The 23,263-nt window shown below is 58.3% G+C and carries 19 protein-coding genes; 2 read left to right on the forward strand and 17 right to left on the reverse strand.

Going from position 1 to position 23,263, the window contains the following annotated elements; genetic code table 11:
- Nucleotides 1-379 (forward strand): integrase core domain-containing protein (locus tag PHT20_RS13845; protein WP_301020972.1); only part of this gene is annotated, 379 nt, incomplete at its 5' end.
- 397 nt (nucleotides 380-776) lie between these two features.
- Here the strand turns inward: PHT20_RS13845 and PHT20_RS13850 are convergent.
- Nucleotides 777-2,720, reverse strand: coding sequence for an ABC transporter ATP-binding protein/permease (locus PHT20_RS13850; RefSeq protein ID WP_301020973.1), 1,944 nt, complete (start codon nucleotides 2,718-2,720; stop codon nucleotides 777-779).
- 63 nt (nucleotides 2,721-2,783) lie between these two features.
- On the opposite strand from PHT20_RS13850, the gene PHT20_RS13855 reads away from it, so the two are divergent.
- Nucleotides 2,784-3,290, forward strand: a complete 507-nt coding sequence (locus tag PHT20_RS13855) for an acyl-CoA thioesterase (protein ID WP_300088593.1) — start codon at nucleotides 2,784-2,786, stop codon at nucleotides 3,288-3,290.
- A gap of 55 nt (nucleotides 3,291-3,345) precedes the next feature.
- Here the strand turns inward: PHT20_RS13855 and PHT20_RS13860 are convergent, their stop codons facing one another.
- From PHT20_RS13860 to PHT20_RS13935, 16 genes are all read right to left on the reverse strand, one after another.
- Nucleotides 3,346-5,859, reverse strand: a complete 2,514-nt coding sequence (locus PHT20_RS13860) for an EAL domain-containing protein (RefSeq protein WP_301020974.1) — start codon at nucleotides 5,857-5,859, stop codon at nucleotides 3,346-3,348.
- Between the two features lie 21 nt (nucleotides 5,860-5,880).
- Nucleotides 5,881-6,831 (reverse strand): substrate-binding domain-containing protein, encoded by a 951-nt coding sequence (locus PHT20_RS13865; protein ID WP_301020975.1) that lies wholly within the window; start codon nucleotides 6,829-6,831, stop codon nucleotides 5,881-5,883.
- A 111-nt stretch (nucleotides 6,832-6,942) separates the two neighbouring features.
- Nucleotides 6,943-9,291, reverse strand: a complete 2,349-nt coding sequence (locus PHT20_RS13870; RefSeq protein WP_301020976.1) for a methyl-accepting chemotaxis protein — start codon at nucleotides 9,289-9,291, stop codon at nucleotides 6,943-6,945.
- A gap of 60 nt (nucleotides 9,292-9,351) precedes the next feature.
- Nucleotides 9,352-9,840 carry a thioesterase family protein gene (locus tag PHT20_RS13875; RefSeq protein WP_301020977.1) on the reverse strand — a complete coding sequence of 163 codons (489 nt, stop codon included), beginning with the start codon at nucleotides 9,838-9,840 and terminating at the stop codon, nucleotides 9,352-9,354.
- 183 nt (nucleotides 9,841-10,023) lie between these two features.
- Entirely contained in the window at nucleotides 10,024-10,788 is a 765-nt protein-coding gene (locus tag PHT20_RS13880) for an enoyl-CoA hydratase (protein WP_301020978.1), read from the reverse strand.
- 100 nt (nucleotides 10,789-10,888) lie between these two features.
- Nucleotides 10,889-12,085, reverse strand: a complete 1,197-nt coding sequence (locus PHT20_RS13885; RefSeq protein ID WP_301020979.1) for an acetyl-CoA C-acyltransferase — start codon at nucleotides 12,083-12,085, stop codon at nucleotides 10,889-10,891.
- Nucleotides 12,082-12,507, reverse strand: coding sequence for a DUF559 domain-containing protein (locus PHT20_RS13890; protein WP_301020980.1), 426 nt, complete (start codon nucleotides 12,505-12,507; stop codon nucleotides 12,082-12,084). Before PHT20_RS13890 ends, PHT20_RS13885 begins: the two co-directional genes overlap by 4 nt.
- Before the next feature lie 126 nt (nucleotides 12,508-12,633).
- A complete protein-coding gene (locus PHT20_RS13895) occupies nucleotides 12,634-15,033 on the reverse strand; it encodes a 3-hydroxyacyl-CoA dehydrogenase/enoyl-CoA hydratase family protein (protein WP_301020981.1) in 2,400 nt (799 codons plus the stop codon).
- A 23-nt stretch (nucleotides 15,034-15,056) separates the two neighbouring features.
- Entirely contained in the window at nucleotides 15,057-16,868 is a 1,812-nt protein-coding gene (locus PHT20_RS13900) for an acyl-CoA dehydrogenase C-terminal domain-containing protein (RefSeq protein ID WP_301020982.1), read from the reverse strand.
- Between the two features lie 50 nt (nucleotides 16,869-16,918).
- Nucleotides 16,919-17,590, reverse strand: a complete 672-nt coding sequence (locus tag PHT20_RS13905; RefSeq protein WP_301020983.1) for a TetR/AcrR family transcriptional regulator — start codon at nucleotides 17,588-17,590, stop codon at nucleotides 16,919-16,921.
- Nucleotides 17,591-17,790: 200 nt separating this feature from the next.
- Entirely contained in the window at nucleotides 17,791-18,681 is an 891-nt protein-coding gene (argB, locus tag PHT20_RS13910) for an acetylglutamate kinase (protein ID WP_300087617.1), read from the reverse strand.
- Nucleotides 18,682-18,803: 122 nt separating this feature from the next.
- On the reverse strand, nucleotides 18,804-19,112 hold the full coding sequence (locus tag PHT20_RS13915) for an H-NS histone family protein (protein WP_300087619.1): 309 nt from the start codon (nucleotides 19,110-19,112) through the stop codon (nucleotides 18,804-18,806).
- 58 nt (nucleotides 19,113-19,170) lie between these two features.
- Nucleotides 19,171-19,731 carry a sugar transferase gene (locus PHT20_RS13920; protein ID WP_300087621.1) on the reverse strand — a complete coding sequence of 187 codons (561 nt, stop codon included), beginning with the start codon at nucleotides 19,729-19,731 and terminating at the stop codon, nucleotides 19,171-19,173.
- 1 nt (nucleotide 19,732) lies between these two features.
- Nucleotides 19,733-20,695, reverse strand: coding sequence for an SDR family oxidoreductase (locus tag PHT20_RS13925; RefSeq protein ID WP_301020984.1), 963 nt, complete (start codon nucleotides 20,693-20,695; stop codon nucleotides 19,733-19,735).
- 86 nt (nucleotides 20,696-20,781) lie between these two features.
- Nucleotides 20,782-21,924 (reverse strand): glycosyltransferase family 4 protein, encoded by a 1,143-nt coding sequence (locus PHT20_RS13930; RefSeq protein WP_300084609.1) that lies wholly within the window; start codon nucleotides 21,922-21,924, stop codon nucleotides 20,782-20,784.
- Between the two features lie 82 nt (nucleotides 21,925-22,006).
- The gene (locus PHT20_RS13935; protein ID WP_300084610.1) at nucleotides 22,007-23,020 is read right to left on the reverse strand and encodes a glycosyltransferase family 4 protein; all 1,014 of its coding nucleotides are present in this window, start codon (nucleotides 23,018-23,020) and stop codon (nucleotides 22,007-22,009) included.
- Nucleotides 23,021-23,263: the final 243 nt, after the last annotated feature.

Below are 23,263 nucleotides of genomic sequence, written 5' to 3' on the forward strand. Positions count from 1 at the left end.
CGCCGTGACAGATGCACTGCGCATGGCGTGGTTCAGGCGCAGTCCAAAGCCAGGGTTGATCTTCCACTCAGACCGTGGCAGCCAGTATTGCAGTCATGAGTTTCAGGGTGAACTCAAACGCTTTGAAATGAAATCGTCCATGAGCCGCAAAGGCAATTGCTGGGACAACGCGCCTACTGAGAGCTTGTGGGGTCGATTGAAGGTTGGCAGGTTGTACGGCAGAAAGTTTGCCACTCGGCGCGAGGCCATGGATGAGGTCATGGACTGGATCAACTTTTACAATCACAAAAGATTGCACTCAACGTTAGGCTACGTCAGCCCAATGACGTTTGAGCAACGCTGGACAGCGGCCCAGCAGCAAGACAAGAAGTCCGCATAAATGGTGGCTTAAGGAGTCCGGAAAACAGGGGCAAGATCAATTTGATGGAGCAGGGCTTGACCGAATACCAAGCTCGGATCGAAGTCGATGCAATCGTCGCAGCGAACCTTATTTAGTAGTACTCACTTGCTACGATCATTTTTAGGAAGTTGTAACTTTAGATTCGATCACGAACGCGATTTGTGGCAATTAGTCAGCCACTAGCTCCCGAATACCTAGAGACATGACCCCCAAATTAGGCCGTTTGCAAGATGCTTGTGGCGAATGGCCACTTCTGCCTCAGACCCAACAGCCAAGAGTCCGAAATAAACATAACTTTCCACATCAAAATAGCTATTATTTAAATAGCTACTCGCGCATATTTTATAAGGGCTAGAGGCCTAAAAGGCTTAAAAACCTACTCCGAACTCTGCTGCAGCGCCCACATCTGCGCATAGCGGCCATTGGCTGCCAGCAACTCCGCATGCGAGCCGCGCTCCAGAATGCGCCCGGCTTCCATCACCAGAATCTCATGCGCATCCACCACCGTGGACAGGCGGTGCGCAATGACCAGCGTGGTCTTGTTTTGTGCCACGCTTTGCAGTTCGGCCTGAATGGCACGCTCGTTGGCACTGTCCAGCGCGCTGGTGGCTTCGTCAAAAATCAGAATCGGCGGGTTTTTGAGCAGGGTGCGGGCAATCGCCACGCGCTGCTTTTCGCCGCCCGAGAGTTTCAGGCCGCGCTCGCCCACCATGGTGTCGTAGCCCTTGGGCGTGGCGGCGATGAAGTTGTGGATGTGGGCGGACTTGGCGGCCTCCTCCACCTCAGCGCGTGTGGCGCCGGGTTTGCCATAGGCAATGTTGTATTCCACGGTGTCGTTGAACAACACGGTGTCTTGCGGCACGATGCCAATGGCAGCACGCACGCTGGCCTGGGTGACTTGCTTGATGTCTTGACCGGCAATCAAAATCTGGCCGCTTTGCACGTCATAAAAGCGAAACAGCAGCCGTGCCAGCGTGGACTTGCCCGAACCCGAGGGTCCGACCACGGCCACGGTTTTGCCAGCCGGAATGTCAAAACTGATGTCGTGCAGAATAGGTCGGGCGGGGTCGTAGGCGAAGTTGACATGACTGAAACGCACGCTGGCTTGGCTGGCAGACGCGTCAAGCCCCCATCCCAACCTTCCCCCAGCGGGGGAAGGGGTCAAATCCGCTTCTGCCTTGCCCCTTCCCGCCTTTGGGGGAAGGTTGGGATGGGGGCTTGCAACCAAACCATTCCCCAACTGCAACGGCAACGCCCCGGGCACATCGGCAATTTCGCGCTCGCGCTCCATCAGGGTGAACATTTTTTCCAGGTCAGTCAGACCCTGTTTGATCTCGCGGTAGAGCACGCCCAGAAAACCCAGCGGAATGTAGAGCTGGATCATGAAGGCGTTGACCATCACCAAGTCGCCCAGCGTCATGCGGCCGTCCACCACGCCCTGCGTGGCGCGCCACAGCATCAGCACCAGGCCGGCGGCAATGATGAGCTGCTGACCGGTGTTGAGCACGCTCAGGGTGGTTTGGCTTTTCAGCGCCGCCTTGCGGTAGCGCTCCAGGTTGTCGTCGTAACGCTTGGCCTCGAATTCTTCGTTGTTGAAGTACTTGACCGTCTCGTAATTCAGCAGCGAGTCAATGGCGCGGCTGTGCGCGGTGCTGTCCAACTCGTTCATTTGCTTTCTGAACTGGGTGCGCCACTCGGTCACCACAATGGTGAACACAATGTACAAAATGAGCGCGGCGATGGTGATCCAGGCAAACCACGCATCAAACTTGACCGCCAAAATGCTCAGCACCAGCGTCACCTCAATCAGTGTGGGGAAGATGCTGTAAAGCGAGTAAGAAATCAGCGAATGCACGGCCCGGGTGCCACGCTCAATGTCGCGCGTCATACCGCCGGTCTGGCGCTCCAGGTGAAAGCGCAGGCTCAAGGCGTGCAGGTGGCGAAACACCTGCAGGCTGATGCTGCGGGACGCGCCCTCGGTGGCCTTGGCAAAAATCAGCTCGCGCAGCTCGGCAAACACGGTGGTTGACAAGCGCAGCAGGCCATAAGCCACCAGCAGCCCCAGCGGCACCACCAGCAGCGCCTGCGCCCCCAGCGCGCCCTTGGGGTTCATGGTATCGACCAGGTCTTTCAGCAGCAGCGGCACGCCCACATTGGCCAGCTTGGCGCCCACCATGAAGGCCAGCGCCGCCATGACCCGCCATTTGTATTGCCACAGGTAGGGAAACAGGCGCTGCAGCGTGGCCCAGTCAGAGCGCGGCGCAATGTCGCTGGAAGAGGTGGACAGGCCGCTGGAGGCGGCAGAAGCATGGCGACGCATAGAGGACAATCAGTGAGAACCCCAACCATTGGGGAAATTAGACAAACTGACAGGATTGTGCCCATGTCTGCAAACCCCCTCACGCCCCAGCCCCAAGCCACCGCCCCCAGCGGCCAGGCCAGCACCCCCACGCCCGCCAAAACCGACCGCAAAAGCAGCGCGGCGCGGGTGCAACTGCCCACCGACGAAGAGCTGGTGCTCAAGGTGATTCCGCTGCCGCGCGACTGCAATGCCAATGGCGACATTTTTGGCGGCTGGGTCATGGCACAGGTTGATCTGGCCGGTGCGGTGATTCCGGCCCGCTACACCCAAGGCCGCATGGCCACCGTGGCGGTGAACGAATTCGTCTTCAAGCAGCCGGTGCGGGTAGGCGACATTTTGAGTTTTTTCAGCAAGCTGGTGCGCATTGGCCGCACCTCGATCACGGTCAAGGTGGAGGTGTATGCCGAGCACTTCAGGCTGCAAGGCCAATACACCAAAGTGACCGAGGCCTCGCTCACCTACGTGGCCATTGACGAGCAAGGCAACCCGCGTGAAGTGCCCAAACCAACGCCGCCTGATACTATGTAATAAATAGCTGTATACGCTTATTCCATAAGCGCTAGAGGCCAATTTTTCATAAAAATCAGGCAGGCAGCAGCGCGGCTTGGTGAGCGCGGTAAAACGCCACAAACTCAGGCACTGGCATCGGCTTGGCGTAGTAATAGCCCTGAATTTCGTCGCACTGCTCGCGCTTCAAAAAGGCCAATTGGTCGGCGCGCTCCACTCCTTCGGCAGTCACAGACAGGCCAAAATTTTTGGCCAGGCCAATGATGGCGCGGGCTATGGCCTCGCTGTCGGGGTCGCCGGGCAGGCCGTCGACAAACGATTTGTCGATTTTCAAGCGGGTAAACGGCAGCTTTTTCAGGTAGCTCAAAGACGAGTAACCGGTGCCAAAGTCGTCAATGGCCAGGGCAAACCCCATGGCGCGAAAGGCGTGCAAAGACTCAATGGCCAGCGGCGTGTCTTGCGCCACATAGCTCTCGGTGATTTCCAGCTCGATCTGGGACGCCTGCACCTGGTGCTGCTGCAGCGCCTGCGCCAGCACCGCCTTCAGGTCATGGCCTTGCAGCTGCACGTTTGACACATTCAAACTGACGTGCTGCAGCACCACATCCAGCCGGGCAAAGTGCACCAGGTCGCGGCAGACTTGGCCGATCAGCCAGTCGCCCATGGCAATGATCTGGCGGGTTTCTTCGGCCAGTGGGATGAACTTGAACGGCGGCACCAGCCCCACCCCCGGCTTGTGCCAGCGTATCAGCGCCTCGGCCGACACCACCTGCCCCGTTTGCGCACTGACCTTGGGCTGGTAATACATCTCAAACTGGTCACCAGCGTCAATGGCGCGCTTGAGGTCGCGAATCAACTCGACCCGCTCACCGGCCAGACGCGACATGTCTGGGGTGTAGTAGCAATAGGTGTTGCGGCCTTTTTCTTTGGCCGCGTAGACCGCCAGGTCGGCGTGCTTGAGCAGGCTCACGCTGTCATGCCCATCGGCCGGGTACAGCGCCACGCCAATGCTGACGGTGATGTTGATCTGGTGCTCTGCGCAAGTGAAAGGCGTGGCAAACAAGGCCATGTATTTGGCCAGCACCCGCTCCAGGTCGGCAGGCGTTGGCAGGTTTTCAATCAGGATGTTGAACTCGTCACCGCCAACCCGCGCCAGGGTGTCACTGCTGCGCATGGCTTGGCCAAAGCGCTCGGCAATTTTGGCCAGCAGCTGGTCGCCAACGGGGTGACCGAGCGTGTCGTTGACCAGCTTGAACTGATCCAGGTCCAAAAAAAGCAACGCCAATTGGCTGTGGTTGCGGTGCGCAAGCTGCAGCGCATGCGCCATGCGCTCGGCCATGAAGCGCTGGTTGGGCAGGCCGGTGACGACGTCGTGCTTGGACAGGTAATCGGCCTCCTGGCGGGCTTTTTCCAGCGCAGCCTCACGCTGCGCCACGGTTTGCCCCAGGGTGTTGATGCTTTGGCCAATTTCTTCAAGCTCGTCGCCAGTCGCCATGTGTGTGCATTCGGTGTAGTTGCCTTGGCGGATGCGGCGAATGTGCAGCATCAACCGGTCAATCGGCGCGATCAAGTTGCGCTGCAGCACCAGGCGCATGTAAAACAAGATGCCAACCGCGATCACCAGCAAAAACGCCGCCATGCGCCAGCGCTGGGTGTTGATGAGCGCGTTCTCACGCGCCTTGTCCAGCGCCACGGTGAAGTACACCGGGCCATCGAGCGTGTCTTTTTTCAGCACGCTGAGGTATTTTTCTGGCGACTCCAGCACCGTCAACGCGGCACCCTCGTTGCGGGCGGCCAACGGCTGTGCCTGGGCGGCATAGGGGCTGTCAAAGCTGCGGGTCAGCTCAATGTCCATGTCGTTGGACAAGCGCTTGAAATAAGCATCATCCAGGGTGAAGCTCAGTTCCATGTGCCCTAAATGCTTGCCGGTTGCGCTGTCGCGCATGTTTTGGTGGCTTTGCAATTGCAATTGATTGCCCGAGCGCAGCAGAGTGACCAGCCCGGCGGTTGAGGCAGCCTCGGCCACGGCGCGTGCCACATGCGCTGACTCGATGTGCCCGTGGACAGGCAGCACGCCGGGTTGAAATTCGCGCTCGGTCTCCAGCCGCGTCCAGACCAGCGCATCGCCCTGGGCAAAAGACACAAACCCGAGCTGGTAGCCGGCCGGCAAGCGCGTGACAAACGCCACCAGCTCATGGTGTTGGTCATACAAGGCCGCATCGCTGTTGAGCGAAAACTTGACCCGCTCCAGCAGCTCTTGCGCCAGGGTTTTTTTCTCTTCGTCCAGCAGCACGGTGTTGTAGTGCGCCTTGTCTTGGTAGTGGTTGATCAGCTCGAGCGAAGCTACCAATGGTTCTTCGCGGCTGGCATAGTCCACCCCTGAGGTCAGCTCTACGGCAATGTTGTTGAGGTTGAAATCAAGCCGCTGGTAGGCGTGCTGCATGCGCACGCGAGTGCCGTCGAGCAGACTTTGGCGCAAGTAGAGCTCAAAATAAATGCCCAATGCCGCCACCGTCAAGATCACCGCGGTGGTCACCAGCAAGGCCAGCTTGTTGGCCAAATGGAGCCGAAGCGACTGTAAAAATGTCATCAGGCAGCGTGACAAAAAAGATTAAAAAATAGGCTTGACCTGGTTCACATTGTCGCGCGTCACCAGCTTGACCGGAATCAACACATCTTTGGGCACGGCTTGGCGGGCCAGCAGCTGCAGCGCCACCGCCACGGCTTGCGTGCCGCCCAGCGGAAACAGCACTGAGCCGGTTTGGCTGCCGTTGCGAATGGCGTCGCGCGCCTCGCTGGTGTAGTCGCAGCCCACCGTGATCAGGCTGGTGGGGGCAATGCGGTGGTTTTGCAGCGCCACCCGAGCACCGCTGAGCATGCTGTCGCTTTCAGAAAAAATGGCCTGCACGCGGGTGCCCTGAGCCAGCAGCTGATCCATGGCAAGCAGGGCGTCTTTGCGCAAATAGTTACCCGTGCGCTTGATGACCTTGATGCCCGGGTGGCGCGCCATCACGGCCATGAAGCCTTTGCTGCGCAGGTGTGTCACGTCGGCCGTTTGCAGCCCCTCAAACAGCAACACCTGGCCTTGCCCCTTGAGCTGTTTGGCAATGAACTCGGCACCGATGGCGCCAATGTGGATGTTGTCAGAGTGAATGAAGGCGCTGTAGTCTTGGCCTTGAATGCCGCGGTCGAGCACGATGACGCGAATGCCCGCTTGGTAAGCCTTGCGCACCACCGGCGCCACGGCATGCTCGTCATTGGTGCCCAGCACCAGCACATCGACCTTTTGCGCAATGAACTGCTCAATCTGGTGAATCAGCAGCGAGGTTTGTCCCTGCGCGTCTGAGTACACAAACGACAGCGTGGGCTGCTGCGCCGCAGCGTCGCGCACTTCATACAGCTGCGCCCGCCGAAAGTCGTTTTTCAGGGTGTCTTGGGCAAACGCAAGCACCCGGGTGCGCGGCGACTTCGCCACCCCTTGCGCCCAAGTATCAGCAGTCAACCAAGCCGATGCCAGCGCCAGCAAACACGCCCGGCGCGGCGCAACAAGACCTGCGCACATATATTTTTTTGATAGCTGGTGACGCATATAAATAAAGGGCTAGAGCCACTTTTTACATATAAAAACCCGATTCAATTCTGGGCGCCGTTCAGGCGGACTCGGGCTGCCAACCTAAACAAACCCCAGCCGTTTGGCCGCAGACAGCACGCTCACCACCTCGCTGGTGGCCTGGGTAAAGGCGGTGTTGGGTGCCAGGGCATCGATGGCTTGCTCAAAACGCCCGGTGTTGATGAGCGTGCCCACCTCTGCGGCCACGGTGTGAAAGTTCGCATGTTTGGCTACCAATGCGGTAAAGCTGGCGCGCCCGCGCAGGCGCTGGCCGTCGGCATAAATCCACTGGCCCAGCCCACAACAGTCGTCACGCGAGAGGGTGGCCACATCGACCTTGTCGCCAGACTCAATGGCATCACGCAGTTTCACCTTCCATTGGCGGTGGCCGTCAATGATGGCATCCACATCAATGCCTTCCACCAGGGGTGAAGCGGGTGCGTTGGGCAGGCGGAACTCATCGACTTGCGCCGCCATGCGCACCGCAGCGGTACTGAGGTGGCTGGAGGCGGCGGCGGTTTCTTCCACCAGCGCGGCATTGGCCTGGGTGTTGCGGTCAAGCTCATGCACGGCTTCGCCAATTTGGCCAATGCCCAGGCTTTGTTCACGCGCACCGTTGGCCACTTCGTCAAGCAGGTCTTTCACGTGCGCCGCGTTTTCCACAATCTGGTGCATGTGTTCACCAGCCTGGCGCACGATGTCTGCGCCACGCGCCACCTCGTCGGTGCTGGTGGTGATGAGGGTTTTGATTTCTTTGGCAGCGGCCGCACTGCGCCCCGCCAGCGCCCGCACTTCGATGGCCACCACGGCAAAACCGCGGCCTTGCTCACCGGCGCGGGCGGCTTCTACCGCGGCATTGAGCGCCAGGATGTTGGTCTGGAAGGCAATGCCGTCAATCACGCCAATGATGTCGCTGATTTTTTGCGACGAGGCTTGGATGCGCCCCATGGTGGCCGCCACGTCTTGCATCACCGCACCGCCCTGGCTGGCGGTGTTGGCGTTGCCACTGGCAATGTCAGAGGCCTTGCCGGCGGCCTCAGCCGTCATGGCCACGGTCGAGTTGGTTTGCTCCAGCGCGGCAGACGACTGCTCCAGCGCCGCAGCGGCCGACTCGGTGCGCGCCGCCAGGTCTTGCGTGCCGGTGGCAATCTGCACGCTGGCGGTCACCACCGCGTCGCTGGCGTGCTGCACCTCGGCAATGGTTTGCGACAGCGCCAGCTGCATGTTGGAGAGCTCTTTGAGCATGCCGGTGACTTCATCCCGGCCATGCAGCTCAATGGTGGCACGCAAGTCGCCCATGGAGATGTTGATCAAGTGGCAGCGCAGTGCCGCAAAGCCTTGCGTGAGGGCGTTGTAAAACCCCATGCACAGGTAAGCCCCCAGCAACAAAAAAACGGCCGTCAACGCCAGCATCAGCCACAAGCTGCGCTGCAAATCGGCTTGCTGCTGGGCCAGCATGGCATCGAGCACCTGCAAGTTTTTCTCAACTTGACCGAACTGGCTTTGCAAGGTGTCATTGGCCTGGTGCACAAAGGCAGCCGCGTCCCCGGCGACCTCGGTGGCACCCACTGGCACGCTGGTGCGTACGCTTTGCAACAGCGCATCGGTGGCCACAAGAGCACCCCGGGTCAACTGCGCGCCATACAGCGGCGCTACCGCCTGCACTTTGTCCAGCACCAGCTTGGCCTGCGCGGTGTCGCGCTCTAGCTGCGCAAGCAAACCTTGCAGCCGCGCGGCTTGGGCTGGGGTGATGCTGCCGGCTTTGAGCGCGGTGCGCACCAGCCCACGCACTTCGACCGTGTTTTGAATCACATCGGGTGCTTTTTGCAGCACGGCGGTGGCCAAGTAGTTGCTGGCCAGCTCTGAGGAAAGCGTCAGCCCCGCGCCATCGGTGAGGGTGTCAAGCAGTTCAGCCAAGCTGCGCGAGACGCCAATCATGCCGCTGTAGACCGCCTCGGGGTCGGCTTTCACCCCGGCTTGGGGTTGGGCGGCGCGGGCGGCCTGCACGGCGCGGTGAAGGGTGGCAAAGCTCGCCTGGGCGTTGAGCCGAGCACCCAGTTCGGCGTCTAGCGCTTGCAAGGAGGCAAAGGTTTGGTCAAACGCCTGGCGCGCTTGCGCCAGCTGGTCGGCCGACTCGCCAAACGCCGCATTGCGCGACTGCTGGCGCCATTTGCCGGCCAAGTCTATGGCGGGGTAAGTGGCGCTGGCGTAACGCACTCCGGCGCGCGCTTGCTGCACCACGGCAATGTGGTGCATGCTGCTGCTGACCATAGACCCCACCAGCCAGGCCATGGGAATCAAAAAAGCCACCGCAATCAAGCCCATCTTGGCGGGGAATTTGAGCCCGCGCATGAGCCTGCAGGCGGGTTGCCACAAGGGCGACTGGAGCCAACCAACAACGATTTTTTTCATGTTTTTTTCCTGCTTGTCTGAGCCGAAGATTCTAGACCTCGGCCAGTGCCAGCCACGGCCTCACGACACGATGTAAGCCGCCGACGCGGTGGAGAGCAGTTTGCCGTCGGCGCCCAAAAACTCCATGCGGGTGGAGGCCACGCGCGAACCCAACCGCATGACCTCGGCACGCAGTTCAAAGCACTCGCCAATGCCGGGGCGCAGGTAGTCCACCCGCAGGTCGATGGTGCCAAGCTTGGCAAAACGCTGCAGCCGCTGCGCCACCGTCTCGTCCATGTGGCGCGCACCAATGGCAGCCATCACCGCCAGACCGCCCATGGCGTCCAGCCCCGCGCTGATGACGCCACCATGCACCCGGTTGTAGGCGTAGTGACCGACCAACTCGGGGCGCATGTCAATGCGGGCTTTGACCTGGGCGGGCGCAATTTGGGTGATCTTCAAACCCAGCACACGGTTGAACACAATCAACTCTTCAAAAATGTGCGCCACACCGGCAATGAAGTCGTCTTCAAAAACAATGGCGGCGGCGGGCGGGGTGCGTTGGGTCATGGTGTGGGTTGGGTTGGGGCGTTTGGCTGAAGAAAATTACTTCATTAATAATAGCTACTTAAGCTTATTTAATAGGCTCTAGAGGCCAATTTTATATACAAATCCGGGCAAGCTCTTGCCCCCCCAACCCGTGCGCTCCGATTCAAACGGATGTGCGGCGGCGGGGTTTACCCCATGCGCCCGTTAAAGCGCGCTGAAGTCTGGCTTGCGCTTGGCCATGAAGGCTTGGAAGGCCTCTTGCGCAGCGGGCTCGCCCAACATCCGGCGAAACAGCGCCGCTTCTTCGGCCATGCGCTGCGCCACCAGATCGGCCTGCCCCTGCTTCATCAGCTGCTTGGTAGCCAGCAGCGAAGCAAGCGGTTTGGTGGCCAGCTTTTGCGCCTGGCGCTGCGCCAGTGCATTGACCTCAGTGGGCGGCACAATGCGGCTGACCAAGCCCATGTCCAGGGCGGCTTCGGCCAAAAAGGGCTCACCCAGCAGCAGCGCCTCGGCCGCACGGCCATAGCCCATGCGCTGCGGTGCCAGCAAGCTCGAAGCCGCCTCAGGGCACACCCCCAGGTTGACAAAGGGCATGGCAAACGCCGCGTTGTCGCCGGCATAGACCAGGTCGCAATGAAACAGCAGCGTGGTGCCAATGCCCACCGCCGGGCCCGCCACAGCGGCCACCAGCGGCTTGGTGAAGCGGTTCAACGCCTGCATGAACTGAAATACCGGCGCGTCTTCAGAAACGGGCGGCGCGCTTAAAAAATCTGCCACGTCGTTGCCCGAGCTGAAGACCAGCGGGTGACCTTGAAACACCACCACACGCACTGCGTCATCGGTTTGCGCCGCAGTCAGCTGCCGCGCCATGTCGGCGTACATAGCTTGGGTGAACGAATTTTTTTTGTCTACCCGGTTGAAGGTGATGGTGAGCACCCGCTCGCTGGTGTCAATCAGAAGGTCGGTCATGGGAAATTCCTCTTTCAGATAGCACAAAATCCCGGCACGAGCCAGGATTTTGTGGAGTTGGGTTCAGCACAACGCAGACCCTGGTGAAATCTGAAGGTTATCAGACGCGCTCAAAAATACCAGCCGCGCCCTGCCCCATGCCAATGCACATGGTGACCATGCCGTATTTGCCGCCGGTGCGTTGCAGGCCGTGAATCACGGTGGCGGCGCGGATGGCGCCGGTAGCCCCCAGTGGGTGTCCCAGCGCAATGGCGCCGCCCATCGGGTTGACGCGAGCCGGGTCTAACCCCAAGGTGTTGATGACGGCCAGGCTTTGCGCGGCAAAGGCCTCGTTGAGCTCAATCCAGTCGAGCTGATCCAGCGTCAGCCCACCGTTTTTGAGTGCTGCGGGTATGGCCTCGATCGGGCCAATGCCCATGAACTGCGGCGGCACGCCCTTGGCGGCAAAACTCACAAAACGCGCCAGCGGTTTCAGGCCAAATTGTTTGACGGCCTTTTCGCTGGCCAGTATCAAGGCACCGGCACCGTCAGAGGTTTGCGAGCTGTTGCCCGCCGTGACAGAACCGCGTGCCGCAAAGGGTGACTTGAGCTTGGCCAGCCCTTCCAGACTGGTGTCCGGGCGGGCCCCTTCGTCCACACTCACCACACGTTTTTTCTCAATGACTTCGCCGGTGGCCAGGTTCGGCGCGCGGTCGGTCACTTCAATCGGGGTGGTCTCGGCGCTGAAATAACCCGCGGCTTGGGCAGCCAAGGCGCGCTGGTGCGATTGCAGCGCAAAGGCATCTTGCGCTTCGCGGCTCACCTTCCATTGCGTGGCCACTTTTTCAGCCGTGAGACCCATGCCGTAGGCAATGCCAATGTCTTCGTCACGCTCAAACATCAGCGGCGAGAACGACGGCGCGTTACCGCCCATGGGCACCATGCTCATGCTCTCAACACCAGCGGCGATCATCACGTCGGCCTCGCCCACACGGATGCGGTCGGCGGCCATCTGAATGGCAGTCACGCCCGAGGCACAGAAGCGGTTCACGGTGACCCCGCCAACACGGGTGGGCAAACCCGCCAGCACGGCGGCGGTGCGGGCAATGTTCAGGCCCTGCTGGCCTTCGGGCATGGCGCAGCCGCAAATGATGTCTTCGATGGCCTCGGGGTCCAGCCCCGGCGCTTGCGCCAGCGCAGACTGCAGCACCTTGACCAAGAGGTCATCGGGGCGCATGTTGCGGAAAAATCCGCGAGAAGATTTGCCGATGGGGCTGCGCGTGGCAGCAACGATGTAGGCATCAGAAATTAGTTTCATGGTGAGACTCCTGTAGGAATTGGTATTGCTCCTTCCCCCTCTGGGGGAAGGCAGGGATGGGGGCTTGATGTAGCCAATAAATTGACCCGATTCAAGATGGTTTGCAGCACAGCTTCAAGATCAACAAGCGGTGCATTGGAAGGAAACCGGAGCAGATCAAAACCTTGATCGCAAAAAAAGGCACTGCGCTGCTCGTCATAAGCGCCTGCAGCCTGATGTTGCGAACCATCGAGTTCGACAATGAGCTTCGGTGCCAGGCACGCAAAGTCTGCGATGTAGCACCCTAAGGGATGCTGGCGGCGGAATTTGAAACCCAGTTGTTCCGAGCGCAAACCCGCCCATAAACGACGTTCTCTGTCGGTCATGTTGCGGCGCAATGCTTGGGCGAATGCGCGGATGCGTGGCGGAGCTTGGTGTTGCATGGGTCTGGTGGCAGGGGTCAAGCCCCCATCCCAACCTTCCCCCAGAGGGGGAAGGAGCAAGACAGATGCCCGGCGTTGCATGCCCAAAGTAACAACCCATTGAACAACTTGTTCATGCGCACGAGGTCAATTGCGAACCGGCTTGCCGGTGGACATCATGCCCATGATGCGCTCCTGCGTTTTGGGGTTGGCGAGCAGGGTACCGAAGGCTTTGCGTTCCAGCGTCATCAGGTAGTCTTCGTCCGCCAGGCTGCCGGCATCCACGTCACCGCCACACACCACCCAGGCGATCTGGCTGGCAATGAAGAAGTCATAGGCGCTGATGAAGCCGCCGTCGCGCATGTTGACCAAGGTGCCTTTGATGGTGGCCAAACCACTGCGCCCGGCCACCGGGAACTGGCGCTTGAGCGGCGCGCGGTAACCGCTGTTGAACAGGGCGCGGGCTTCGTTGATGGCCACAAACAACAGTTCGTCCTTGTGCGGCACGATCACGTCGCTGTCGAGCAGATAGCCCAGTTTTTTGCATTCAAGCGCGCTGGTTCCCACCTTGGCCATGGCGGCGGCGGTAAAGCCTTCGGTCAGGAACGGCAGCAGGTCTTTGCCGGTAGAGTTGGCGGCATTTTCAGCCGCACGCCGGGCGATGTAGGCCAGACCGCCACCACCGGGCACCAGCCCCACACCCACCTCCACCAGGCCCATGTAGCTTTCCATGGCTACCACGCGTTTGGCACTGTAGGCCGCCAGCTCGCAGCCGCCGCCCAGCGCCAGGCCGCGCACGGCAGAGACCACCGGCACATTGGCGTAACGCAGCTTGAGCATGGCTTGCTGCATCTCCAGTTCGGCTGTTTCAATGGCTTTGACCCCACCCGTCATGAAGGCAGGCAGCATGGCTTGCAGGTCGGCGCCGGCCGAGAACACCTCGTCGTTGCTCCAGATCACCAGGCCTTTGTAGCTGTCTTCGGCCAAGGCCAGACCTTGCAACAGGCCTTCGATCACGTCCGGGCCAATGGCGTGCATCTTGGTCTTGATGCTGGCAATGACCACCTCGTCGTCGAGCGTCCACAGGCGGATGGCATCGTCTTCAAACAGGGTGGTGCCTGCCGTGGCAGCTGACGGTGCGTTGGCACCCAGCACGCTCTCCGGGAAGTGCTGGCGCGCATACACCGGCAAACTGCGCACGGGCACAAATTGGCCTGTTGTCGGATTCCACGAGCCTTGCGGGGTGTGCACGCCACCCGCATCAGCCACCGGACCTTTGAAGACCCAGTCGGGCAACGGTGCACTGCACAGTGCCTTGCCCGCGTCAATGTCTTCCTTGACCATGTTGGCCACGGTCAACCAACCGGCTTCTTGCCAGAGCTCAAACGGGCCCTGCTTCATGCCAAAGCCCCAGCGCATGCAAAAGTCCACGTCACGCGCGTTGTCGGCAATCGTGCCCAGGTGCACCGCAGCGTAATGGAAGGCGTTGCGCAAAATGGCCCACAAAAACTGGCCTTGTGCGCCCTCTGCATTGCGCAGCAATTGCAGGCGTTCAGCTGCGGGCTTTTTCAGCATGCGGGTGTAAACCTCGTCAGCCTTTTGACCCGCAGGCACATACTCTTTGCCAGCCAGGTCAAAGCGCATGATGTCGCGCCCGACTTTTTTGAAGAAACCGGCTTTGGTTTTCTGCCCCAGGTTGCCCATTTCCAGCAGGGTCTTGAGCACTTCGGGGGTGGCAAAACTGCCATAAAACGGATCGGTGTCGATCGACAAGGTGTCTTGCAATGTTTTGATCACGTGCGCCATGGTGTCCAGCCCCACCACATCGGCGGTGCGGAATGTGCCCGAGCTGGCGCGGCCAAGCTTTTTGCCGGTGAGATCATCGACCACGTCATAGCTGAGGCCAAAGTTTTCTACCTCTTTCATGGTGGCCAGCATGCCGGCAATGCCGACACGGTTGGCAATGAAGTTGGGCGTGTCTTTGGCGCGCACCACGCCTTTGCCCAGGGCGCTGGTGACAAAGGCCTCCAGCTTGTCCAGAATGTGCGGCTCGGTGGTGGGCGTGTTGATGAGCTCCACCAACTGCATGTAGCGTGGCGGGTTGAAGAAGTGGATGCCGCAAAAGCGTGGCTTGAGTTCTTCAGGCAACACTTCGCTCAATTTGGTGATCGACAAGCCCGAGGTGTTGGAGGCCACGATGGTCTGGGGGCCAATGAACGGGGCGATCTTTTTGTAAAGGTCAAGCTTCCAGTCCATGCGCTCGGCAATGGCTTCGATGATCAGGTCGCAGTCACGCAGCTGCTCCATGTGCTCTTCGTAGTTGGCTTGGCCAATCAAGGCCGCATCGGCCGCCACGCCCAGCGGCGACGGTTTGAGCTTTTTCAGGCCATCCACGGCACGGGTGACGATGCCGTTTTTGTGGCCTTCTTTGGCCGGCAGGTCGAACAAGACGACCGGCACTTTGCAATTGACCAGGTGTGCGGCAATTTGCGCGCCCATCACGCCTGCACCGAGCACGGCAACTTTTTTCACATTGAATCGGGACATGTTTTTTTCCTTGATAAATGAGTTCAGGCCAGGGCGGCATCGGTGTCCATCAAGACCTTGCTGCCGGCGCGGGCCGTGCGCATGGCGGTAGCGGTCTCGGGGAACAGCTTGGCAAAGTAAAAACGCGCCGTTTGCAACTTGGCGACGTAGAACGGGTCGGTCGGCTTGCCTTCCTGTTCAGCGGCCGCGATTTGGCGCAGTGCCACTTGCGCCATGCGTGCCCAAAAGTAACCAAACACCAGGTGGCCCGCGACACGCAAGTAGTCCACCGCGGCTGCGCCCACTTCGTCAGGGTTCTGGAAGCCTTTGAAGCCCAGCTCGGTGGTGAACTTGGTCATTTGCTCGCCCAGAATGGCAATCGGGGTAATGAACTCGGCCATTTTTTCATTCACGCCTTCTTCAGCCACCAAGGCGCCCACCAGCTTGCCGAACTTCTTGAGCGTGGCGCCGTTGTTGGAGAGCACCTTGCGGCCCAGCAAGTCCAGGCTCTGGATGGTGTTGGTGCCCTCGTAAATCATGTTGATGCGGTTGTCGCGCACAAACTGCTCCATGCCCCATTCCTTGATGAAACCGTGGCCGCCAAACACCTGCATGCAGGCGTTGGTGGAGATGTGGCCGTTGTCAGTCAGAAAAGCTTTGCAGATCGGGGTCAACAGAGCAAGCAGTTCGCCGGCTTCTTTGCGCACTGCCTCGTCGGGATGGTTGTGCTCTTTTTCCAGTAGCATTGAACTAAAGCATAGCAATGCGCGGCCACCTTCGGCATAGGCCTTGGCAGTGAGCAGCATCTTGCGCACATCGGGGTGCACGATGATCGGGTCTGCCGGTTTGTCTTTGGCCTTAGGGCCGGTGAGTGAGCGCATCTGGATGCGGTCTTTGGCGTAGGCCAACGCGTTCTGAAAAGCCACTTCGGTCAGGCCGAGAGACTGGTTGCCAACCCCCAGGCGGGCCGCGTTCATCATCACAAACATGCCTTGCATGCCTTTGTTGGGCTGGCCCACCATGGTGCCCACCGCGCCGTCGAGCACGATTTGCGCCGTGGCGTTGGACTTGATGCCCATCTTGTGTTCCAGGCCACCGCAGTAAATGCCGTTGCGTGCGCCCAAAGAGCCATCGGCGTTGACGAGAAATTTGGGCACGATGAACAGGCTCACGCCCTTGATGCCGGGAGGCGCATCGGGCAGGCGTGCCAGCACCAGATGGATGATGTTGTCAGCCAGGTCGTGCTCACCGGCGCTGATGAAAATCTTGTTGCCAGTGAGCTTGTAAGTGCCATCACCCTGAGGCTCGGCTTTGGTGCGCATCAAGCCCAGATCGGTGCCGCAATGCGGCTCGGTCAGGCACATGGTGCCAGTCCACTCGCCGCTGGTCATCTTGTGCAGGTAGGTGGCTTTTTGCTCGGGTGTGCCATGGGTGTGCAGCGCGGCATACGCACCGTGGGTCAGGCCGGGGTACATGGTCCAGGCCTGGTTGGCCGAGTTCATCATCTCGTAAAAACACTGGTTCACCACCAGCGGCAGGCCCTGGCCACCAAACGCGGGGTCGCAGGCCAGCGCGGCCCAGCCGCCGTCAATGTACTGTTTGTAGGCGGCTTTGTAGCCGGTGGGGGTGGTCACCGCATGGGTGGTGATGTCGAGCTGGCAGCCTTCAGCATCACCCGAAATGTTGAGCGGTAGCAAGACTTCAGCGGCAAATTTACCGCCTTCTTCCAGCACGGCGTTGATGGTGTCGGCATCCATGTCAGCATGTACTGGCATGGCTTGCAAATCAGCCGTGACGTTGAGCAACTCGTGCATCACAAACTGCATGTCGCGCAGCGGGGGGGTGTAAACAGCCATGAGAGTCTCCTTGAAAAAATGGTGGGGTAAAAAAGCGGGCAATGCGTGCGTCAGCGCGAGGTGGTTCGGGCAGGTGCTTTGCCGTAGCGCAACAAGATGTTTTCAAAACCGGTGTGGGCGCGTTCAATGGCACCAGGGTTTTTTAAAAACCGGGCTTCGTAGTGCAGCGCCAATATCAGGCCATGAATTTCGAAGGCCATTTGTGCCTCGTCTGCGTCGGGCACCAGATGGCCAGTTTCTTTGGCTTGCTCCACGGCGCGGTGCATGGCGGCCAGCCAGGTTTGTACCGAGCTGGCCAGGGCATCGCGCACTGCGCCCGGGCGGTCGTCAAACTCGACGGCCCCGCTGATGAAAATACAGCCCGACTGGATTTCGATGGCCACGCGCTTCATCCAGTTGTCAAACAAGGCACGCACGCGCGGCAAGCCACGCGGGGCATTCATGGCCGGGTAAAAAACTTCGTCCGAGAAGCGCTGGTAGTAAGCGCGAATGACCGAGATTTGCAGCTCTTCACGCGAGCCAAAGTGGGCAAACACGCCAGACTTGCTCATGCGGGTGATTTCAGCCAGCGCGCCAATGCTCAAGCCTTCCAGGCCAATTTGTTCGGCCAGCCCCAGGGCGGCATCCACAATGGCTTGCTTGGTTTGCTGGCCTTTTTGCAGCGCGCGTGCGCCGTTGCTGCTGCGGCGGCGGGTCGGGGTAGACGAGGTGACAGTGGTCATGAGATGTTGGCACAAAAAGAACGACCGTTCTATTTTGCACCAACTCAAGCCCCGAAGGCACCCCCAAACAGGTCTTAGATAGGCTTATCTAGGACTTTTAAGGGTAAACACCTAAGTCAGAAGTTGACCCGGTTTTATGAATGAAATCATGCTCTAGCGCTTGTCAAATAAGCGTAAGCAGCTCCACTTTAAATAGCAACTCAATGCGAGCGGATCATGGTGCCAAAAGCCTGATCGGTCAGGATTTCAAGCAGCAGCACATGGGGCACGCGGCCGTCAATGATGTGCACCGAGTTAACACCGCTTTTGGCGGCATCGAGCGCACCGGCAATTTTGGGCAGCATGCCACCCGAAATCGTGCCGTCAAGAAACAGCTCGTCAATGCGCTTGGCGGTCAAGTCGGTCAACAACTCACCGGCTTTGTTGAGCACGCCGCTGATGTTGGTCAGCATCATCAGCTTTTCGGCTTTGAGCACGGTGGCCAGTTTGGCAGCCACCACGTCGGCATTGATGTTGTAGCTTTCGTTGTGCTCACCAAACCCAATCGGGCTGATGACGGGGATGAAGGCATCTTCTTGCAAGGCTTTCACCACACTCGGGTCAATGCTGACAATGTCGCCCACCTGCCCCACGTCGTGCTCTTTGCTGGCGTCTGCGTTGTCAACCATCTTGAGTTTTTGGGCGCGGATCAAACCGCCATCGCGCCCGGTCAAGCCCACCGCTTTGCCGCCCGCATGGTTGATCAAACCCACAATGTCTTGCTGAACTTCACCAGCCAGCACCCACTCAACCACTTCCATGGTCTCGGCATCGGTCACGCGCATGCCCTGAATGAATTCGCCTTTTTTGCCCAGGCGTTTGAGCAAGCCTTCAATTTGCGGGCCGCCGCCATGCACCACCACCGGGTTGATGCCCACCAACTTGAGCAGCACCACGTCTTCGGCAAAGGCTTGCTGCAAAGCAGGGTCGGTCATAGCGTTGCCGCCGTATTTGATGACCATGGTTTTGCCGTGGAATTTGCGGATGTAGGGCAAGGCCTTGGCCAAAATATTGGCTTGGTCGCCGGGTAAAAGTGAGGGAGTTTGGGTCATGGCAGGGAACAGACAGACTGCAAGAGGGAGCACAGCACGTGGTGCAGTGGCTTGGAATTTGGCACTTGTCGTGGTCAGAGCAGCGCACTGCCCAGACCACGCAGCACACACATCACATCACTTTAGATGGCAAATGAGTCTTTGCTTTGCCCTTGCGCCACCAAGGCCGCCAACCAGCGCGGCATGAGGCCACGGCCGCTCCAGGTTTCGCCATTGGGGCCACGGTATTTGGCAGGCGCGGGGTTGGCGGATTTGGTGGTGGGTTTGCGCACGCGGTTTTTACCGCTGTCAAGGTCAGCCAAGGTAATACCAAAGGCTTCCATTTTGGCTTTGATTTCAGCCACTGTCTTGTTAAATTCTTGGGCTTTGATTTCTTCGGCTTGCTTTTGCAGCAAGGCAATTTGCGCTTGAATCTCAATTAAATTTGTCATATCCAACACCTGTAGGTAAAGTTTTTTAAAATCCCTGTTGCCACATGGAAAGTGGTTCTTAATGAACGATATTATCTCGTTTTATGACCTTGATGGCAGTGAGCAGAATAATTTTTAAATCAAACCAGAAAGATTGGCGCTTGAGATATTCTGCATCCAAGGCTACTTTGGCAGGTATTGGCAGCTCGTCACGGCCGTTGATTTGAGCCCACCCTGTGAGACCCGGCACCAGTTGGTGAATGCCAGCTTGGGTTCGCAACTCAATCAAATCATGCTGGTTAAACAAAGCTGGCCGCGGGCCGACAAAACTCATGTCACCGACAAAGATACTCCACAGTTGTGGCAATTCATCCAAACTGGATTTACGCAAAAAACTCCCAATGGGCGTGAGATAAACATCAGGATTGGATAATAAATGCGTTGCCACCGCTGGCGTGCCTACCTGCATGCTGCGAAATTTGGGCATTTTGAAGAGTTTGTTGTCGCGCCCAACCCGATCCGACCAATAGAGAATCGGGCCATGAGAGGTTAACCTCACCATCAGGCAGGCAATGATGATGGGAACAAACAAAATAACCCCGGCAACCAGGGTTAACACCAAATCTAAAAATCTTTTCATATCAATGGGTGGATGCCATGGCTCGCCTTAATCCTTCTTCCACAGACAAGGGGGGCGACCAATTTAAAAGTTTTCGTGCTTTGGAAATATCTAATTGCAAATTACCACACAAGCGTTGTACGGCAGCCCCTTGACCCAGCCATTGACCCGCCGTTTGCAACGCCCACACAGGTATCGGCAGCAAACGTGTGGGCACGTTGGCCGCGCGTGCCATGCCGCGCACCAGCTCGGTGGTGGACAGGTCTTGCCCGTCGCTGACCAAAAAAGTCTGGTTGGCAGCGCTGGGGTGGGTGGCACAGGTGAGGATGAAATCGACCAAGTTGTCCAGCGCCACCAGGCTGCGCTGGTTGTGCGCCGCGCCTAAAGGCAGCGGCCAGCCGCGCTGCACGGCGTGCATGAGGGCGGCAAAATTAGCTTTCACACCCGGGCCGTAAACCAAAGGAGGGCGAATGATGACGACTTCCATGCCCGTGACGGCAGCGATCTGGCGCAAGCCTTGTTCGGCCTCAAACTTGCTGATGGCGTAGGGGTCTTGGGGGTTGGCTGTGTCGGCTTCGGTAAAGGAGTGACCAGATCGAGTGGATTCACCATTGACCTTGACGGAGCTCATAAAAATATAGCGCTTGACACCTGCTGCGCTTGCCTGACGGGCCAAATTGAGCGTGCCATCGACGTTGACTTTGCGGAACTCAGACAAAGGGTCTTGAGCGGTGTCGGTCATGACGTGGACGCGGGCGGCACAATGCAGCACGGTGTGGATGCCTGAAAGTGCAGGCGCCCAGTGGGTCTGGTTGTTCACGCTGCCCACTTGCACCACATCATCAGGCAAGTCAGCCACTGAAGTCGACCGCACAGCAGCCCGCACAGACCAGCCACGATTTTCAATCGAGGCACACGCTGCACGCCCAACCCAGCCATTGGAGCCTGTGACAAGCAGCTTATTTATATGACTGATACCACTCATCGAATCACTGCAATATTATATAAATTAAACTTTAAACCAGTGTAAATATACTAAAAATCGACATATATCTGTTTTTAGAGATATTTTTATTTATTAAATTGATTAATTTCTAAATCCAACATACCAAGCAACTGAGGATTGATTTTTTTGACATCAAACCGCGCCTCCACCATGCGCCGGCTTTGCAAGCCCATGGCTTCAATCAATTCCGGATGCTGGACAAACTTCAGCATGGCCTGAGCCAGCGCTGCAGCATCGCGTGCGGGCACCAAAAAGCCATTGACACCATCTGCCACCGTCTCGCGGCAGCCCGGCACGTCAGTGGTGATTACTGCGCGCCCCATGGCCATGGCTTCTTGTGTGCTGCGCGGCAAACCCTCGCGGTAGGACGGCAGCACATAGACGCTGGCCTGTGCCATCCAGGGTTTGAGGTTGACATGGCCTGGCCACTCCATGATGCCGTCATTCACCAGTCGCTGCACCTGTGCAATGTCCAAACTGCCAGGATTGGGGTCGAGTGCGCCAAGCAAAATGAAGCGGGTCTGCGGATAACGCGCCTTGACCTGGGTGGCCGCTTGCGCAAATTCAATGATCCCTTTTTCTCGCAGCAGCCGCGCTGCAAGCAAGAACGTCACAGGGGAGGCAACCGGTGCCGCTACAGTCCAGTAGTCAAGATCAACACCGATGCCGTCCAGATGACAGATTTTGGGCAAGTCAACCAAGCCCAGCTTGAGAAAATTAAAAATGTCATCCTTGTTCAAGAAAATGACCCGGTGCGCCCGCGACAACGCGATGCGGTACAACAGCGACACACCTTCACGCAGCAGCACGCGCGACCAAGACAGCTTGGAGCCGGTTTCGGTGAACACATAGCCCAAACCTTCAATCATGGCCACTCGGTGTGGCACCCGTACAATCCAACCCGCCAGCGTACCGTAAATCACCGGCTTGATGAAATAGCTCAACGTGACATCTGGCTTCAATTGACGCAACAGAGTGGTCAGCTTGATCGTGCTGAGCAGGTCATGCCACGGGCTCATGCCGGTGCGGGTCAACTCGAACGAGACTGGTATGGCGCCCAACGCGCTCACCTGTGCATGAAGGTCTTCGGTGTAGTCGGGGGCCAGCGCGTATACCCGATCCCCTTGCGCGACCAAGTCCGCAATCAAACGGCCCCGGAAATTGACCAGAGAAAACGCCTGGCTGGAGATGATGGCGAGGGTTTTCACGGCGTGCGGCCTTGGGGCACGCAAACAACGTTAACCGATGCAAGGTCAACACCCAAAAAAAGTGCAAGCAAGCCGCCCATCGTCAATGCACGCCAGCATCCATGAGAAGGCGAACCAACCTTGGCGCTGTTTGCTGCAAACAATAGTTGGCTTCGACTCGCACGCGTCCGGCCTGCCCCAAAAGCTGACGTAAAGCCACATTACACAAAAGCATTTCTATTCTTTCTATCCACTCATCATCCGTGTCGGCAAAGAAACCAGTTTCACCCTCGCGCAGCACATCCCGGTTGGCACCTACGGACGATGCCACTGTAGGCAATCCGCACGCCATGTACTGAATCAGCTTGTAGGCGCATTTTCCCTGCTCCCAGGGCGAGTTTTTCAAGGGCATGATTCCCACATCACACTCAGCAATTTGCGCCGCCTCTGTGTCAGCCGACCAATTCACAGCCTCCACATCCACACCCGGCATGGTGACCACGCCACCGCCAATGACCCGCAACGAGAACGGCTGTCGTTTAGCCAGCGCACTCAGCGGTTGTGCCAATGCCAGCAAATACGGCACCGTAGAAGGCGAGCCAATCCACACAATACGTGGTTTTGCGGCAACCCGATAACTTGGTTTGGCAGCGTACAGCACCAAATCAACCACCGTTGGAAGCACCTCAACCCACTGGGCAGCGGCAGCGGTTGCCCGATCTGCCATATACCGATTTCCCGTGACCACCAACCGGGCGCCCGCCATCAACCGATCTATTCTCCGCCCATACACATGGCGCACCCAAAGAACGCGGTGCAAATCGTAATTGTGAAAAATGGCATCATCAAAATCCAAAACATAGGGCACACGGCGCAACAGCAAGCGCTCAAACCACGCAGGAAACCATGGCAGGGCTTCTTTTTCAATCCAGACCAGATCAAATTGCTGGCTGCCAAGCAATGTCATCAGCCGCCTTGAATAAGCTCGTAAAAGCGCCCACACCCCATACGCACCGCGCTGATAACGCGCCTGCAGCATCGCATCAGACAGCAACGGACTCACAGTCACTTCAGCACCTGCTTGCTCAAGCTGCGGTACATATTGAAACAACCGCATTCGGGATGAAGCGCCTAATTTACCATATTTAGGTAAAACCAAAAATTTGAGCATTTAATAATCAGGTCGTATTCAGTTAATTTTTACAAAATAAATAATCACAAAATATACTAATTTAAGCCATTAAGCATAAGTTAGATACGTTAAAACGCGAATTTATATTTTGAGCCGAAGTTGTCAAGTATTTCATCTACATCCGCCTCCAAGGTTTTACTGTCGCGGCATTTCGCAGACATCCATGTG

The organism is Rhodoferax sp. (assembly GCF_028715765.1).
In the GTDB taxonomy this organism is placed as follows: domain Bacteria; phylum Pseudomonadota; class Gammaproteobacteria; order Burkholderiales; family Burkholderiaceae_C; genus Rhodoferax.

What these genes read in the sequence shown, in the direction of transcription:
- argB (WP_300087617.1), bottom strand. Translation starts at nt 18,681, where the DNA reads ATGACCCAAACTCCCTCACTTTTACCCGGCGACCAAGCCAATATTTTG.
- PHT20_RS13895 (WP_301020981.1), bottom strand. Translation starts at nt 15,033, where the DNA reads ATGTCCCGATTCAATGTGAAAAAAGTTGCCGTGCTCGGTGCAGGCGTG.
- PHT20_RS13860 (WP_301020974.1), bottom strand. Translation starts at nt 5,859, where the DNA reads ATGACATTTTTACAGTCGCTTCGGCTCCATTTGGCCAACAAGCTGGCC.
- PHT20_RS13855 (WP_300088593.1), top strand. Translation starts at nt 2,784, where the DNA reads ATGTCTGCAAACCCCCTCACGCCCCAGCCCCAAGCCACCGCCCCCAGC.
- PHT20_RS13900 (WP_301020982.1), bottom strand. Translation starts at nt 16,868, where the DNA reads ATGGCTGTTTACACCCCCCCGCTGCGCGACATGCAGTTTGTGATGCAC.
- PHT20_RS13865 (WP_301020975.1), bottom strand. Translation starts at nt 6,831, where the DNA reads ATGTGCGCAGGTCTTGTTGCGCCGCGCCGGGCGTGTTTGCTGGCGCTG.
- PHT20_RS13920 (WP_300087621.1), bottom strand. Translation starts at nt 19,731, where the DNA reads ATGAAAAGATTTTTAGATTTGGTGTTAACCCTGGTTGCCGGGGTTATT.
- PHT20_RS13890 (WP_301020980.1), bottom strand. Translation starts at nt 12,507, where the DNA reads ATGCAACACCAAGCTCCGCCACGCATCCGCGCATTCGCCCAAGCATTG.
- PHT20_RS13925 (WP_301020984.1), bottom strand. Translation starts at nt 20,695, where the DNA reads ATGAGTGGTATCAGTCATATAAATAAGCTGCTTGTCACAGGCTCCAAT.
- PHT20_RS13935 (WP_300084610.1), bottom strand. Translation starts at nt 23,020, where the DNA reads ATGCGGTTGTTTCAATATGTACCGCAGCTTGAGCAAGCAGGTGCTGAA.
- PHT20_RS13850 (WP_301020973.1), bottom strand. Translation starts at nt 2,720, where the DNA reads ATGCGTCGCCATGCTTCTGCCGCCTCCAGCGGCCTGTCCACCTCTTCC.
- PHT20_RS13880 (WP_301020978.1), bottom strand. Translation starts at nt 10,788, where the DNA reads ATGACCGACCTTCTGATTGACACCAGCGAGCGGGTGCTCACCATCACC.
- PHT20_RS13870 (WP_301020976.1), bottom strand. Translation starts at nt 9,291, where the DNA reads ATGAAAAAAATCGTTGTTGGTTGGCTCCAGTCGCCCTTGTGGCAACCC.
- PHT20_RS13905 (WP_301020983.1), bottom strand. Translation starts at nt 17,590, where the DNA reads ATGACCACTGTCACCTCGTCTACCCCGACCCGCCGCCGCAGCAGCAAC.
- PHT20_RS13915 (WP_300087619.1), bottom strand. Translation starts at nt 19,112, where the DNA reads ATGACAAATTTAATTGAGATTCAAGCGCAAATTGCCTTGCTGCAAAAG.
- PHT20_RS13885 (WP_301020979.1), bottom strand. Translation starts at nt 12,085, where the DNA reads ATGAAACTAATTTCTGATGCCTACATCGTTGCTGCCACGCGCAGCCCC.
- PHT20_RS13875 (WP_301020977.1), bottom strand. Translation starts at nt 9,840, where the DNA reads ATGACCCAACGCACCCCGCCCGCCGCCGCCATTGTTTTTGAAGACGAC.